15 protein-coding genes are annotated in these 13,323 nt (G+C 71.5%); 10 read left to right on the forward strand and 5 right to left on the reverse strand.

Annotation, left to right across the window (positions count from 1 at the left end; all coding sequences use genetic code 11):
• Positions 1 to 7 precede the first annotated feature (7 nt).
• From ACZ4UU_RS29535 to ACZ4UU_RS29545, 3 genes are all read right to left on the reverse strand, one after another.
• Positions 8 to 457, reverse strand: coding sequence for a hypothetical protein (locus tag ACZ4UU_RS29535; RefSeq protein ID WP_471906409.1), 450 nt, complete (start codon positions 455 to 457; stop codon positions 8 to 10).
• A 118-nt stretch (positions 458 to 575) separates the two neighbouring features.
• Positions 576 to 2,570, reverse strand: coding sequence for a spermidine synthase (locus ACZ4UU_RS29540; protein ID WP_471906410.1), 1,995 nt, complete (start codon positions 2,568 to 2,570; stop codon positions 576 to 578).
• A 188-nt stretch (positions 2,571 to 2,758) separates the two neighbouring features.
• Positions 2,759 to 3,376, reverse strand: a complete 618-nt coding sequence (locus ACZ4UU_RS29545) for a TOPRIM nucleotidyl transferase/hydrolase domain-containing protein (RefSeq protein ID WP_471906411.1) — start codon at positions 3,374 to 3,376, stop codon at positions 2,759 to 2,761.
• Between the two features lie 111 nt (positions 3,377 to 3,487).
• Between ACZ4UU_RS29545 and ACZ4UU_RS29550 the strand changes: the two genes are divergently transcribed.
• The 5 genes from ACZ4UU_RS29550 (at position 3,488) to ACZ4UU_RS29570 (ending at position 7,823) form a co-directional block, all read left to right on the forward strand.
• Complete coding sequence (locus ACZ4UU_RS29550) at positions 3,488 to 3,652, forward strand: hypothetical protein (protein WP_471906412.1); 165 nt, start codon at positions 3,488 to 3,490, stop codon at positions 3,650 to 3,652.
• 177 nt (positions 3,653 to 3,829) lie between these two features.
• Complete coding sequence (locus tag ACZ4UU_RS29555) at positions 3,830 to 4,498, forward strand: hypothetical protein (protein ID WP_471906413.1); 669 nt, start codon at positions 3,830 to 3,832, stop codon at positions 4,496 to 4,498.
• A gap of 123 nt (positions 4,499 to 4,621) precedes the next feature.
• Positions 4,622 to 5,416 carry an SDR family NAD(P)-dependent oxidoreductase gene (locus tag ACZ4UU_RS29560; protein ID WP_471906414.1) on the forward strand — a complete coding sequence of 265 codons (795 nt, stop codon included), beginning with the start codon at positions 4,622 to 4,624 and terminating at the stop codon, positions 5,414 to 5,416.
• A 108-nt stretch (positions 5,417 to 5,524) separates the two neighbouring features.
• Positions 5,525 to 6,619 carry a carboxylate-amine ligase gene (locus ACZ4UU_RS29565; RefSeq protein WP_471906415.1) on the forward strand — a complete coding sequence of 365 codons (1,095 nt, stop codon included), beginning with the start codon at positions 5,525 to 5,527 and terminating at the stop codon, positions 6,617 to 6,619.
• Positions 6,620 to 6,722: 103 nt separating this feature from the next.
• Positions 6,723 to 7,823 carry an AI-2E family transporter gene (locus tag ACZ4UU_RS29570; RefSeq protein ID WP_471906416.1) on the forward strand — a complete coding sequence of 367 codons (1,101 nt, stop codon included), beginning with the start codon at positions 6,723 to 6,725 and terminating at the stop codon, positions 7,821 to 7,823.
• Positions 7,824 to 7,873: 50 nt separating this feature from the next.
• Here ACZ4UU_RS29570 and ACZ4UU_RS29575 read toward each other — a convergent pair whose 3' ends face one another.
• Entirely contained in the window at positions 7,874 to 8,266 is a 393-nt protein-coding gene (locus ACZ4UU_RS29575) for a VOC family protein (RefSeq protein WP_471906417.1), read from the reverse strand.
• Entirely contained in the window at positions 8,263 to 8,619 is a 357-nt protein-coding gene (locus ACZ4UU_RS29580; protein WP_471906418.1) for an ArsR/SmtB family transcription factor, read from the reverse strand. Before ACZ4UU_RS29580 ends, ACZ4UU_RS29575 begins: the two co-directional genes overlap by 4 nt.
• 219 nt (positions 8,620 to 8,838) lie before the next feature.
• Between ACZ4UU_RS29580 and ACZ4UU_RS29585 the strand changes: the two genes are divergently transcribed.
• The 5 genes from ACZ4UU_RS29585 to ACZ4UU_RS29605 all read left to right on the forward strand — a co-directional run bounded on the left by ACZ4UU_RS29585 (position 8,839) and on the right by ACZ4UU_RS29605 (position 13,296).
• Positions 8,839 to 9,546 carry an FAD binding domain-containing protein gene (locus ACZ4UU_RS29585; RefSeq protein WP_471906516.1) on the forward strand — a complete coding sequence of 236 codons (708 nt, stop codon included), beginning with the start codon at positions 8,839 to 8,841 and terminating at the stop codon, positions 9,544 to 9,546.
• A 149-nt stretch (positions 9,547 to 9,695) separates the two neighbouring features.
• Positions 9,696 to 10,205, forward strand: a complete 510-nt coding sequence (locus ACZ4UU_RS29590; protein ID WP_471906419.1) for an SRPBCC family protein — start codon at positions 9,696 to 9,698, stop codon at positions 10,203 to 10,205.
• Complete coding sequence (locus tag ACZ4UU_RS29595; protein WP_471906420.1) at positions 10,198 to 11,817, forward strand: phytoene desaturase family protein; 1,620 nt, start codon at positions 10,198 to 10,200, stop codon at positions 11,815 to 11,817. The genes ACZ4UU_RS29590 and ACZ4UU_RS29595 overlap by 8 nt, the downstream gene beginning before the upstream one ends.
• A gap of 79 nt (positions 11,818 to 11,896) precedes the next feature.
• Positions 11,897 to 12,778: an SDR family oxidoreductase gene (locus tag ACZ4UU_RS29600; RefSeq protein WP_471906421.1), complete on the forward strand. Its 882-nt coding sequence runs from the start codon at positions 11,897 to 11,899 to the stop codon at positions 12,776 to 12,778.
• A 29-nt stretch (positions 12,779 to 12,807) separates the two neighbouring features.
• On the forward strand, positions 12,808 to 13,296 hold the full coding sequence (locus ACZ4UU_RS29605) for an MSMEG_6728 family protein (RefSeq protein WP_471906422.1): 489 nt from the start codon (positions 12,808 to 12,810) through the stop codon (positions 13,294 to 13,296).
• Positions 13,297 to 13,323 lie beyond the last annotated feature (27 nt).

A 13,323-nucleotide genomic window follows, 5' to 3' on the forward strand; every position in this document is an offset into this window, starting at 1 on the left:
GGGCGGCTCAGCCCGCGTACACCCGGCCGTCCTTGACGACGAGGTGCGTCGGGTCGGAGCAGCCGAGGGACGGCGTGAGCAGCAGACTCACCGTCAGGGGCGCAGGTTCGGTGCTCGCGGTGGAGAACTCGCAGACGGCCCCCGTGCCGGTGAGCGGGTACCAGAACCAGCCGTCCACCTCGCCCAGGGTGACGCGGTCCGACTCCTTCCAGGCGCCGTTCGACTGCGTGTAGACCTGCAGCCGCACCGAGGCCGCGTACTCGTCCTGCGTCGAACGCAGCGCGGTCAGCGTGACCTTGTAGTCGGTACCGAGCTGGGACGAGGCGATCTGCCGGGTCTGCGGCGCGGCGGTCCCGGCGCTGGACGCTCCGGCGCCCGCGGCACCGAGACCTGCCGCCATCAAGACGGTGAGAAGTGCGGCCGTGCCGCGACGCTTACGAGTGCTGGCCAAGCTCATGTGTTCCCCCGTTGGAACGAGTTGGGAAGGGCACTTCGACGAGTGCCGGTCACTGGTGAGGACACGTGACACGGAGCGGGGGTTGTACGGCGGATCGTCGGGCGCCTCCGGCTCGTCGTTAGCTCTTGACGGCCACCGTCTCGTCCGGCTGGCGTGCGGTCTGCCCGTCCGGCCCGCGCCCGGCGAAGCGCATGGCGACGCACGCCCCCAGATACAGCAAGGCGACGACCAACAACAGCGCCTGATAACCCGTCAGCAACGCCAGGTACTCGAGCGCACCCCCGGTCAGCGCGCCCAGCAGGTTCGCGCCGAACGCGGACGTCGGGTCGGGTGCCAGCGCCAGGCGGTCGGAGAAGATGAGGTTGGCGCAGAAGATGGGGGCGAAGGCCAGGGCGATGGCGGCCGCGAGCCGGCCGGCGGGCGGCAGCGAGAGCACGGCCTGGGTCGGAACGAGCCAGGCCACGGCGAGCGAGCCGAAGAGCAGAAGTTGCAGGAGCAGTTGGTTGACCCGTCGCAGCCTGCGCCGGACCTCGACCGCGGCGAGGACGGAGAGCAGCACGCCGAAGAAGACCAGGGCGTTGACCAGCCAGGTCGTACCGAAGTACAGCGCGAACCCGATCACGTTCTTCGTCTCGAGCAGCATGAAGGCCGCACCCAGCAGGAACATGTCGGTGTAGCGGAACGTATTGCGGATCCGGACCCCGGTCAGGCGCACCGCCAGCAGTGTCACCAGCAGGATCGCACCCAGGGCACCCACATAGAGCGTGGGAATGCTCCGGTGCAGCAGATACGGGAAGGGGTGGTCGTCGGTCGCGGCCGCCGGAACCGGGCCGCTGGGCTCCCAGATCTGCTGGCAGGACTGGTCGGCGGGCGTCATCCCGGCCACCAGGACGGCCGCGTTCCGTTTGAACGTCGTCATACAGGGGGCGTGGCCGTAGAGGTCGGCCAGATCACCGGCGAAGCGGTCGACCAGCCAGGCCTTGCGGTAGTAGTTGTACATCGCGAACGCGCCGTCCGGCGTCAGATGATCCCGGGCCGCCTCGAACGCCTCCCGCGTGAAGAGATAGCTCTCCAGCCGCAGATTGCTCGCGCCCGACACCAGCGTCAGGGAGTCCGGAAGCGCCAGGATGATGAGGTCGTACTTGGCGTTCGTCCGCTCCAGGAACGCCCGTCCGTCGTCGATGTGGACGTGCACCCTGGGATCGTCGTACGGCCGGGCGGGATGCAACTGCGCGCCGATCTCCTGGAGGCGGGGATCGATCTCGACCGCGTCCACCCGCTCCGCACCGTGCGCCAGCGCGACCGCGACGTCGTTGCCGTTCCCGGCTCCGATGACCAGCACGCGCTTGTGCGGGTTGCGGGGCGTCTGCTCGTAGGCCTGTCGATACGGCGAGTTCTCCCGCATCAGCACCGGCAGCGGCGCGGTGCTCTGGTGCGGGACGCCGTTGGCGGAGATGTAGTACGTCCGGGTGGCGGTCGGCGACGCCTTGAGCTCGATCTTGTAGTACGGCGACCAGGACACGCCGGCCGCCGTCGACTCCAGGAACAGCGCGGCGACCATCGCGGTGAGCGGAATGCCGTACAACAGCTTGTTGCGGCGCCCGCCCAGGACCAGCAGGGCCACGGCGGCGAGGACGCCCCACACGACCGACGGGGCACGCAGCCAGGACAGCACGGCGAACGACACCGAACCGGTGATGCTGCCGATCAGGTCGTAGCGGTAGGCGTCGAGCGAGGGCAGCTGACGGAAGAGGTCGGCGGTGATCTTCCCGATCCCGGCCATGATCACCGCGGTCAGCAGGAAGATGGCCGGTAGCGTCACCCACTGGGGCAGGCCGGTGGTCTTCACGGCGGTGAAGTAGATGACCTCGCTGCTGCTCTGACGCACCTGCACCGGGTACGCCCGTACGAAGACGACGAGCAGGGCGAGCGGAATCGGTGTCCAGCGTTTGAGCCACTGCCCGCGCCCGGCCGGGATCAGGAACCCGATGCCGATGCCGAGGAACGATCCCAGCAGGATGAAGTTCGAGAAGTAGCTGAGGTGGACGACGTTGGCGCCCGCCCATCTGATCAGCGCCAGCTCGACGAAGAGCATGGTGGTGCTGGCCAGCACGAGCCTCCAGCGAAGCGAGAACGCTGATTGCCCCGATTTGGTCATATTCATGCCGATTTACGGTGCCAGTTTCGGGTCGGCTAGTCGAGATGCCTTGCCGGTGTGCACCGCGGACATTGGTGCCGGATGGTCACGGTCGCCGGCGGGGCCGACGGTCCGTCAGCAGCCGCCGCGTTCCCGCGGTGTGGTCACAGGCTCGCCAGCAGATGGTCGAGGGGAGCGGGTACCTGCTCCGGTTCGAGGGCCTCGACGAGGAGACGGCCGTAGCGGATCTTGCGGCCTCTCTTCGTGCCGAGGAAGCGCCGCATCTGCTGGTGCGGGGGCCGGCCCTGCTGTGCGGGTTGGCGTTCGAAGATCCGCCAGGCCTGGAGGTCGCCCTCGGCCTGGACGATCCTCTCGATGCGGGGCACGCCCAGCGCACGGATGAGTTCGTCCTCCAGGTCCGTGACACACACGAAGACCCCTTGGCGGGGCGCGCGGGCCCGTTCGAGGCCGCGGTCGTAGAAGGGCCGCTCGCGCTCGTCGCACAGACCGGCCAGGCGCAGCCCCAGCCCGGGCGGCCCGAGGAGGCCGGCGTAGCGGCCGACGCTCATGGCTCCGCCCATGGGCAGGGCGCAGATCCCCTCGGCGGGAAGGTCCCGGCCCTGGCGGGCGGCCAGCGTCTCGACGGCCGCGAGGTCGCTCGGGCCTTCCAGCAGCACCGCGGTGCGCACGCGCAGCCGCGCGGCCAGCTCGGTGGCCGGCCCGCCCGGACTGCCCGCCGCCCACCTGGTGACCGCGTCCCGGAACGCTCCCATGTCCGCCATGGAGCCGATTCTGCTCCAGCGCGAGCGGACGCCGCACAGAGTTTTCGCGGGCGACGTGCCTTCGACGCGCCGCGAAACCGTCGGGCTGCGGTCCTCAGGCCTCGGCCGACAATGGGCAACGGATGGCATGTCCAGCCGTCCGGTGAGCGCGCACCCCGCCCCGAGACGGTCGTGCCCTTCGTACGGACCGACGCGGAGCGCTGGTCCGCGCAGTCCGACGACGACCGTGCCGTCCTCGCCCTCTCCCTGGTCCCGAAGTCGCCTTACGCACAATGAAATTGACCGTGCATCATTTTTGAAAATCAAATACAACTTTGCGAGTTCTTGGTGTAGCTCTGTCGTCGATTACGTGAGCCTCGTGGGCATCACCAGGCGACTGCGACCCCTTCCGCAACAGCGGGCAGCGCGCGGTCGCCGAACCCCCCACGTACGTGAGAGGCAACAACGATGACGATGAGCCGCGCACTGCGGTACGGCGGCCGCACGCTGGCGCTGACGGCGTCCGCCCTCGGGACGATCGCGGTGGCCGCCGTGCCCGCGGTGGCCGATGAGCAGCCCACCGCGGAGCAGATCATGGCCGACTGCGCCTCCGGGCAGGGCAAGTGCAGCTTCAACTCCCCGGAAATCGGCCAGGCCTACCTCGGCGAACCCCGCCAGGCCTCCGAACTGCTCTACAACTGCACGGCCTCGCCCGCCTCCCAGTCGATGGCCTGGGCCGACACCGTGGGCTCCTCCCACTCGGTGGGAGGCTCCGTCACCGTCGGCGGAGGCATCGAGGGCATCATCACCGCCAGTGTGACCGCGACGTACAACTACACCTGGCAGAGCTCGCACACCGAGACCAGCACCTTCACCGTGACCGTGCAGCCCGGAGAAGTCGGCTGGATCTCCCGCGCCCAGGTCATGCAGCGGATATCCGGCACCTGGCAGACCCACTACGACGACCCCAAGTGGGGCCACTACTACTGGTTCGTGCCCGACGTGGTCACCGGCCCCGCCCCGAACGGCACGGACGGCAAGCACAACGCGGTCGTGGTCAAGTCCCGCAAGATGACTGCCGAAGAGAAGAAGCTCTGCTCCAGCGGCGCCAATCAGGACAGCGTGTTCACCCGCAGCGGCTGATCCGGTCCGCTCGGCGGGCAGGGGCGGCCCCCACGCGGGCCGCCCCAGTCGTTGCGTACGTTCAACCAGCGCGAATGCCCGTAGTGCGCGTGCGCAACTCAATCCCTGGGGTACCCGGGCGGCATGCAGATCGATCTCAAGGGCCGAACCGCCCTCGTCACCGGTTCCACCCAGGGCATCGGCGCGGCGATCGCCGCCGGGCTGGCCCGTGCCGGGGCCCGAGTGGGTGTCAACGGCCGAAGCCCGGAGCGGGTGGAGCGCGGCGTCGCCGAGCTGGCCCAGGAGGTGCCTGGAGCGGCCTGGGTGCCGGTGCCTGCGGACGTGACCACGCAGGAGGGCGCGGACAAGGTGGCCGAGACCGTGCCGGACGTGGACGTCCTCGTCAACAACCTCGGCATCTTCGGTGCCGTCGACCCCCTGGAGATCAGTGACGAGGAGTGGCGGCGCTACTTCGAGGTGAACGTCCTGTCGGCCGTGCGCCTGACCCGGCTGTTCCTGCCCGGCATGACCGAACGCGGCTGGGGCCGCGTGCAGTACATCGCGAGCGACTCGGCGCTCGTCACGCCGGCCGAGATGATCCACTACGGCATGTCCAAGACGGCGCTGCTCGCGGTGAGCCGGGGGTTCGCCAAGCAGGCGGCCGGCACGGGCGTGACGGTGAACTCCGTCATCGCCGGGCCCACCCACACGGGCGGGGTCGAGGACTTCGTGCGCGAACTGGTGGAGAGCGACCTGCCCTGGGAAGAGGCCCAGCGCGTCTTCATGCGTGAGCACCGCCCCCAGAGCCTGCTGCAGCGGCTGATCGAACCGGAGGAGATCGCCCACATGGTGGTCTACCTCAGTTCCGACCAGGCCTCGGCCACGACCGGCGGCGCACTGCGCGTGGACGGCGGGTACGTCGACTCCATCCTGCCGTGACCGGCCGGTCCCGGCAGGAGCGACTGTCGCATGGTTTGTCCTCCCGCGGCCGCGGCACTCGGACTCCGCGTCGTCCCGGTGGAGGACGGGCGGAGCAAAGGGCGGTCGATGACGACGATCGGTGTGGAAGAGGAGTACCTGCTGCTCGACCCGGACACGGGTCTGCCGGTCCCCCGGGGGGAGAAGGTGCGGGAAGCGGCGGGGCTCGGGCGCCTCGCGGCGGACCGGGAGGTGCAGCACGAGCTGCTCCAGGCGCAGGTCGAGGTGGCCACCCCGGTGTGCGAGACGCTGGAGGAGGCCGCAGGACATCTGCTGCGTCTGCGGCAGGCCGTCGCGGTGGCCGCCGAGGAGCACGGCTGCCGGATCGCGGCCTGCGGGGCTTCGCCCCTGCGCCGCGGTCGTCCCGTGGCCGTCACCGACGAGGCACGCTATCGGGCCATGGTCACGAAGGCGCCCCAGCTGGTGGCGGAGCAGTTGGTCAACGGCATGCACGTGCACGTCGCCGTGCCCGGCCGCGAGGAGGGCGTGCAGGTCCTGAACCGCATCCGGGCGTGGCTGCCCGCGCTGACGGCCATGTCCGCGAACTCCCCCCTGTGGGACGGCCAGGACACCGGCTTCGCGAGCTGGCGCACGGTCATCTTCGGCCGCTGGCCGGTCAGCGGCATGCCCCCGCTCTTCCAGGACGCCGCGGACTACGACCGGCGTATTGAGCGACTGCTGGACGCGGGTCTGCTCGCCGACATCGGTCAGGTGTACTGGCAGGCCCGCCTGTCGAACCGCTATCCCACCGTGGAGGTGCGGTGCTCCGACGTCCAACTGGGCGCGGACGAAGCGGTCATGCTCGCCGGGATCATCCGGGCTCTGGTGAAGACCGCCCTGGCGGAGACGGCCGCCGACGCCCCCGTGCCCGACCACGCCCCCGAACTGTTGCGAGCCGCCATGTGGCACGCCGCCCGCCACGGTCTCGGCGCCACCCTGGTCGACCCCGGCGGGGCGTCCCGGTGCGCCGGCGACGTGCTGCACCAACTCCTGCGCCACATCGTCCCCGCACTCGAAGCATCCGGCGACACCCGGCAGGTGACGGCCCTGACGGACCGCCTCCTGCGCAACGGGACCGGCGCGGAACGCCAGCGCGCCGCCCTCGCCGACGGCGGCCTGCGGGCGGTCACCGACCTGATCAGCGTCCGAAGTACCGTGCCGTGACCTCACCCGCCGATTCCAGGTCGGTCAGCGGACGGTACCGGCCTTCGAGGGAATCGCGGGCCGGGCGCGTGGCCGGACGGCCGGGGCGTGGTACCGGCATGAGATGTCCACGCCGCCTGATCCGCCCGCTTCGCCGTCCGGACGTTCCAGCGGCGGGGAAGCGCGCGTGCCGGGCGCGCTGCGGACCGCCGCCGCCTACGCATGGCGGATCATCGCCGTAGGTGTCGTCGTCCGCGTGGTCTTCTCGGTGCTCGGGCAGTTCCACCGGATCGCGGTCGCCGTGTTCCTCGGACTCGTCATCACGGCCGTGCTCCGTCCCGTGGCCGGACTCCTGGCGCGTTTCATGCCCCGGCCGCTCGCGGTCGCCGCCGCGCTCATCGGCGGCATCGTCCTGGTCCTCGGAGGGCTCGCCCTGGTGGGGGAGATCGTGGCGGATCAGCGCAGGGGCCTGGAGAACGAGTTCGTGGCGGGCATCGACCGGATCGAGCGTCGGCTGGAGGAGCCGCCGTTCCGGCTGCCGCCGGACGCCTTCGACGATCTCCAGTCCCGGATCGGCAAGCTCCTGTCGAGCCACCGCTCCACCCTCATCAGTACGGCACTCAGCGGTGCGAGCCGGCTGCTGGAGGTGCTGACCGTGCTCGCGCTGGCCCTGTTCTGCGCGGTCTTCTTCACGCACTCCGGCGACCGGCAGTGGCGGTGGCTGTGCGACCAGCTCCCCGTGGCCGCGCGGCAACGGTGCACGGTCGGCGGTGCGGCCGCCTGGCGGACCTTCACGGGGTACACGCACGGCATCCTGCTGGTGGCGGGCACCAACGCGGTCCTCGTGGGCATCGCGCTGTTCGCTCTCGGGGTGCCCCTGGCCGTGCCGCTCGCGCTGCTGGAGTTCGTGGCGGCCTTCATCCCGTTGATCGGTTCGCCGATCGCCCTCGCCGTCGCGGCCGTCGTCGCACTGGCGACGAAGGGACCGCTGATCGCTCTGCTGGTCGTGGCCCTGGTCGTGGTCATCGGCCAGATCGAGGGCCACCTCCTGCACCCCATCGTGATGAGCTGGGCCGTTCGGCTGCACCCGGTGGTGGTCGCACTGGCCGTCGTCGGCGGAGCGGTCGCGGCGGGGGCCGTCGGAGCCGTGGTGGCCGTACCTCTGGTGGCCGTGGCGTGGTCGGTGTACCAGGCGCTGCGGAGACCTGCCGCTGACGTGGCGTGAGCCGGGGCCGAGGCCGAGCAGGGCGCGGCTCCCGGCGGTGGCTGTCCTCTCTACTTCGGCTGTGTCGCGATCTGGATCAGGTTGCCGCAGGTGTCGTCGAACACGGCGGTGGTCACGGGGCCCATCTCCAGGGGCTCCTGGGTGAAGCGGACGCCGAGGCCGAGCAGGCGCTCGTACTCCGCGTGCACGTCGTCGACGGCGAACTGGGCGAGCGGGATGCCGTCCTCGGTGAGCGCGTCGCGGTAGGTCCTGGCCGCCGGGTGGCCCATGGGCTCCAGCAGGAGTTCGGTGCCGCCCGGCTCCTCGGGCGAGACGACGGTCAGCCACCGGTCCTTCTCGCCCACGGGGACGTCATGCTTCTTCACGAAGCCGAGGATCTCGGTGTAGAAGTGCAGGGCCTTGGCCTGGTCCTCGACGAAGACGCTGGTCAGATGGATCCTCATGGGGTGCTCTCCTCCTGGTCGGACGGGTCGGACGGGTCGGACGGGTCGGACGGGTCGGACGGGTCGGACGGGTCGGACCCTTCGGGCACGAGCCATCGCTCGGTGATCTGCCGCAGCGGCGCCGTGTTCAGATCGTGGAACTTGTACCGGCCTTCCCGCCTGGTCTCGACGAGCCCGGCGGCTTCCAGCACGGCCAGATGCTGGGAGACCGCCTGGCGCGAGATGCCGAGCCGGTGCTTCATGCTCAGCCGCGCGCAGATCTCGAACAGTGTCTGCCCGGATTTCTGCGTGAGCTCGTCGAGGATGGTCCGGCGGGTGGAGTCGGCCAAGGCTTTGAAGAGTTCATCGGCCACACCCACAGCATAGGCAAGTGAACACTTGCCTATCAAGTGAGGGATGCGTTCGCGTCGGCGGGCGCCGTTCCTGCGTGAACGCGAGCGGAGCGCGAGTGCGTGCTTGTGTGAGCCCTGTACGCGCCCCCCGGCGGAGAGATTGTCTTACCGCGGGGCAGGTGGCCGAAACGCGCCGTCTGTCGCCTCTATCCGACTCATGAGGAAGGCAGGGTGGTGAGCGTGCTGTTGCGTCTGCCCACGTCTGTGTCCGATGCGCAGGAGTGTCTGGCCGAGGGGGCTGTGCCGATCGGCGGGGCGACGCTCCTCTGGGCCACTTGGCAGCGGGACGGTTTCCCCAAGGTCGCCATGTCGCTGCGTGAGCTGCCCGAGGCCAATGTCCTGGAACGCGGCGCCGTGGGCGGCGCGGTGGTGCTGCATCGAATAGACGACCGGGTCCCGGACGTCCTGCGCCTGGCCGCCGCCCAGGTGGGCACCGGCGCCGTACGCAGGAGCGCGACGGTCGGCGGCAACCTCGTCGGCAGCACGCTGCGCTGCCTGCTGCCCGCGGCCATCGTGCTGGACGCCAGGGCGAGGGTGCTGGAGGCCGACGGCGTCCGCGAGACCGACCTGAGTGAGGTGACGGCCAAGCGTCCCGTCCTGCTCAGCCTCCGCTGGCGCGAACCGATCGCCAGCTCGTTCAGCAAACTGGACGGCGAGGCGGGAGGCCCGCCGCCCCTGGTGGTCGCCGCCGCGCTGCACGCCGACGACGACGGTCGCCGCCGCCTGCGAGTCGCCGTCCGTGACGGCTACGACGTGCTCAGCGGACGCACGGCATGCGCCGCCGACGCCGAGCAGACCCTGCACGCGCTGCGCGGCACAGAACTCATCGACCTTTCGTCCGCCGCCTGGGACGTCGTTAGCACGAAGGTCGCCGCCATGTTGAGGTGACCACCTGAGGTGACCACCTGTGGTGACCACCTGAGGAGATCACTTGAGGAGATCACCGGCGGCGAAGTTCATCCCGGTTCGTCCTGCGGCAGACGGGCACTCGGGCGTGGCTGCCGGGCAAACCCGGCCGGGTCCCGCCGGAGGTCTCCATGGCCGTACGCCATCGTCTGATCCAGGTCAGCCCGGACGCCGTATGGACCGTCCTCGCCGACGGAGAACGGTACGCGGAATGGGTGGTGGGCACCTCACGGTCGTCCCCGCTCGACGGGCAGTGGCCCCGCACGGGCGCCGTGATCCGCTACGAGGTCCGGCTCGGCCCCCTCCATCTGGTCAACGAGACGGTCGTCCGCCACTGCGAGGAAGGCGTGTGCCTGGAGCTGGAGGCGCACGCCGGGGTGCTGGGCACGGCACGCATCGCGATCGAGCTGCGGCCCTGGGGCGAGCACTGCCTGGTGATCGTGGACGAGCATCCGCTCCAGGGAGCGGGCGGCCGACTGCACAACATGGGCTTCGAGGCGCTGATCCAGCTGCGCCACCGCGCCATGCTCGCCCGGCTCGCCCGACTGTGCGAGAGCGAGGCCCGAGACGCGGTCGGTGGCCCCGCGTGGGCGCCGGCCACTGCGGTGGCGCCCGGTGAGGACGGAGCGGGCCATGCCTGACGCCGTGGTGATCGGCGCGGGCCCCAACGGCCTGGTGGCCGCCAACGTCCTGGCGGACGCCGGCTGGAGCGTCGAGGTCCTGGAGGAACAGCCGGAACCGGGCGGCGCGGTGCGCCACGACCGCGGCGTCGACCCCGCCTTCGTCAACGACGTGTTCAGCTCCTTCTACCCGCTGGCAGCAGCCTCCCCGGTCCTTGCCGCCCTGCGTCTGGAGGACCACGGCCTGCGCTGGAGTCACGCGCCCAGCGTGCTGGCCCACCCCCTCACCGACGGCCGCTGCGCCGTACTCGACCGCGACATCGCTGTCACCGCCGCGTCCCTCGACGCCTTCGCACCGGGCGACGGGGCCGCCTGGCGGCACCTGCACGGCCTGTGGCAGCGCGTGTACCCCGACCTCCTGGACGCCCTGTTCACCCCCTTCCCGCCCGTCCGGGCGACGGCGCGGCTGGCGCTGCGCCTGAGGGCCGCGGGCGGCCTGCGCATCGCACGCTCCCTGGTCCTGCCGGTGCGCCGGCTGGGGGAGGAGGAGTTCCGCGGCCAGGGCGGACGCCTGCTCCTGGCCGGCAACGCCCTGCACGCCGACCTCGCCCCGGAGTCGGCCGGCAGCGGCGGCTTCGGCTGGCTGATGGCCATGCTCGGACAGACGTACGGCTTCCCCGTCCCCGTCGGCGGCTCCGGCGCCCTGACCCAGGCGCTGACCCACCGCCTGAAGACCCGGGGCGGCCAGGTGCGCTGCGGGCAGCGCGTCGAGCGGATCGTCGTTCAGGGCGGACGGGCCGTCGGAGTGCGCACGGCCGCCGGCGACGGGGTACCGGCCCGCCGGGCGGTGCTGGCGGACGTGTCGGTGCCCGCCCTGTACGGCGAACTCCTCGACGCCGAGCACGTGCCCGCGCAGCTCCTGGACGACCTGCACCGCTTCCAGTGGGACTTCGCAACGTTCAAGGTCGACTGGGCGCTCGACGGCCCGGTGGCATGGGAGGCCGAGCAGGCCTCCCGGGCCGGCACCGTCCACCTCGCCGACGGCATGGACGAACTCACCCGCTTCGCCGCGCAGATAGCCATGCGGCAGGTCCCCGACCGGCCCTTCCTGCTGTTCGGCCAGATGACCACCGCCGACGCCTCCCGCTCCCCGCTGGGCACCGAATCGGCCTGGGCCTACACCCATGTTCCCCGCGAGATCACCGCCGACGCCGCCGACGAGGGCGTGACCGGCAGCTGGGACACCAAGGACCAGGAACTCATGGCCGACCGCGTCGAACGCCAGGTCGAACGCTTCGCGCCCGGCTTCCGCTCCCTGATCCGCGCCCGCCGCATCCTGGCACCGCCCACCCTCGAAGCGCTCGACAGCAACCTGAGCGGCGGAGCCATCAACGGCGGCACGACCGCCATCCACCAGCAACTCGTCTTCCGCCCCGTACCCGGCACCGGCCGCCCGGAGACCCCGCTCCCCGGCCTCTTCCTCGCCTCCGCGGGGGCGCACCCGGGCGGCGGCGTACACGGCGCACCGGGAGCCAACGCCGCCCGCGCCGCACTGCACCGCCACCGGCCGCCCGGTCTCGCCCGCGCCCAACGGCTCCTGGCCCGGCGGGACCGAACGGGAGCCAGGCACTGACCCCGCAGACACCGAGCTGACAGACGGGACCCGCATCCGTCGTCCGAGCACCGCCTCCACCGGAGAGGAGGGGCAGCCCGTGCGCAGCAGCCCGCTCGCCGACCGTACGGTCGTCGTCACCGGAGCCGCCCGCGGCGTGGGCGCGGCACTGGCCCACGAACTCGCCCGGCGCGGCGCCCGGGTGGCCGTCCTCGGCCACGAGAAGACCTCCCTGGAGGCGGTCGCCGCATCCCTGCCGGGCCCGGCCCTGGCCGTCGAGGCCGACGTCACCGACCTCCCGGCGCTGACCGCCGCGGCCCACACCGTACGCTCCGTCCTCGGCCGCCCTTCGGCCGTGGTGGCGAACGCCGGCATCGCCGAAGGCGGACCCTTCCTCGCCTCGGACCCGGCCGCCTGGCGCCGCGTCATCGACGTAAACCTCACCGGCAGCGCCCACACGGCCCGGGCGTTCCTGCCCGACCTGTTCGACACGGCGGGCTACTTCCTCCAGATCGCCTCGCTGGCATCGATCGGCGCCGTCCCCCTGATGAGCGCCTACTGCGCCTCCAAGGCCGGAGCCGAGGCCTTCGCGCACTCCCTGCGGGCGGAGGTGGCGCACCGTGGGGTGGCCGTGGGCATCGCCTACCTCAACTGGACCGACACCGACATGATCCGCGACGCCGACCGCCACACCGTCCTGCGCGAACTGCGCACCCACCTGCCCCCGCCGGCCCACCGGGTGCACACCGTCGACACGGTCGCCGCCCACCTGGCGAGAGGCCTGGAACGCCGCCGTACGGCCGTGTACGCACCGGCCTGGCTACGCCTCGTCCAGCCGGTGCGCGCCGCCCTGCCGCCCGTGGTGCTGCGCGTGTCGCGCCACGAGCTGCCCCGCATGCCCGACCCGGAGCCCTCCGAGTACACCGGACCACTCGGCGCGGGCGGCCTGGCCGACCGTGCGGCGTCCGAGCCGCGGGCCTGACACCGCGTACGAACGGAGCCGACGGCGCGATGCAGACCTTCCTTCCCCACCCCGACTTCCGGCAGACGGCCCTGCTCCTGGACCGGCGCCGACTCGGCAAGCAGCGGGTCGAGGCCCTGCAGATCCTGCGCGGCCTGACCGTCCCCGGCTACGGATGGCGCCGGCACCCGGCCGTACGCATGTGGACCGGGTACGAGGAGGCACTCGTCCGCTACGGCCTGGAGATCTGCCGCGTCTGGCGGGAACAGGGGCACCCGGACACCTGCGCCGCCTCCCTGGTCGCCGGACTGGCCGCACACCGACCGGGCACCGCCGTCCGCGACCAGGCGGAACTGGCCGCCGCCGACGAACTGCCGCCCTGGCTCGGCGACGAGGCCTTCCACGAGAGCCACCGCTCGGCACTGGTCCGCAAGGACCACGAGACGTACGCCGACCTGTTCCCCGGCGTACCCGACGACCTGCCCTACGTATGGCCGGCATCGGACCGTGAACCACGGCAGACCCACGCCGCCGGGTGAGCCACACTGGCAGCAGGAGAGGGGAGG

Source organism: Streptomyces sp. NPDC028907, assembly GCF_055564995.1.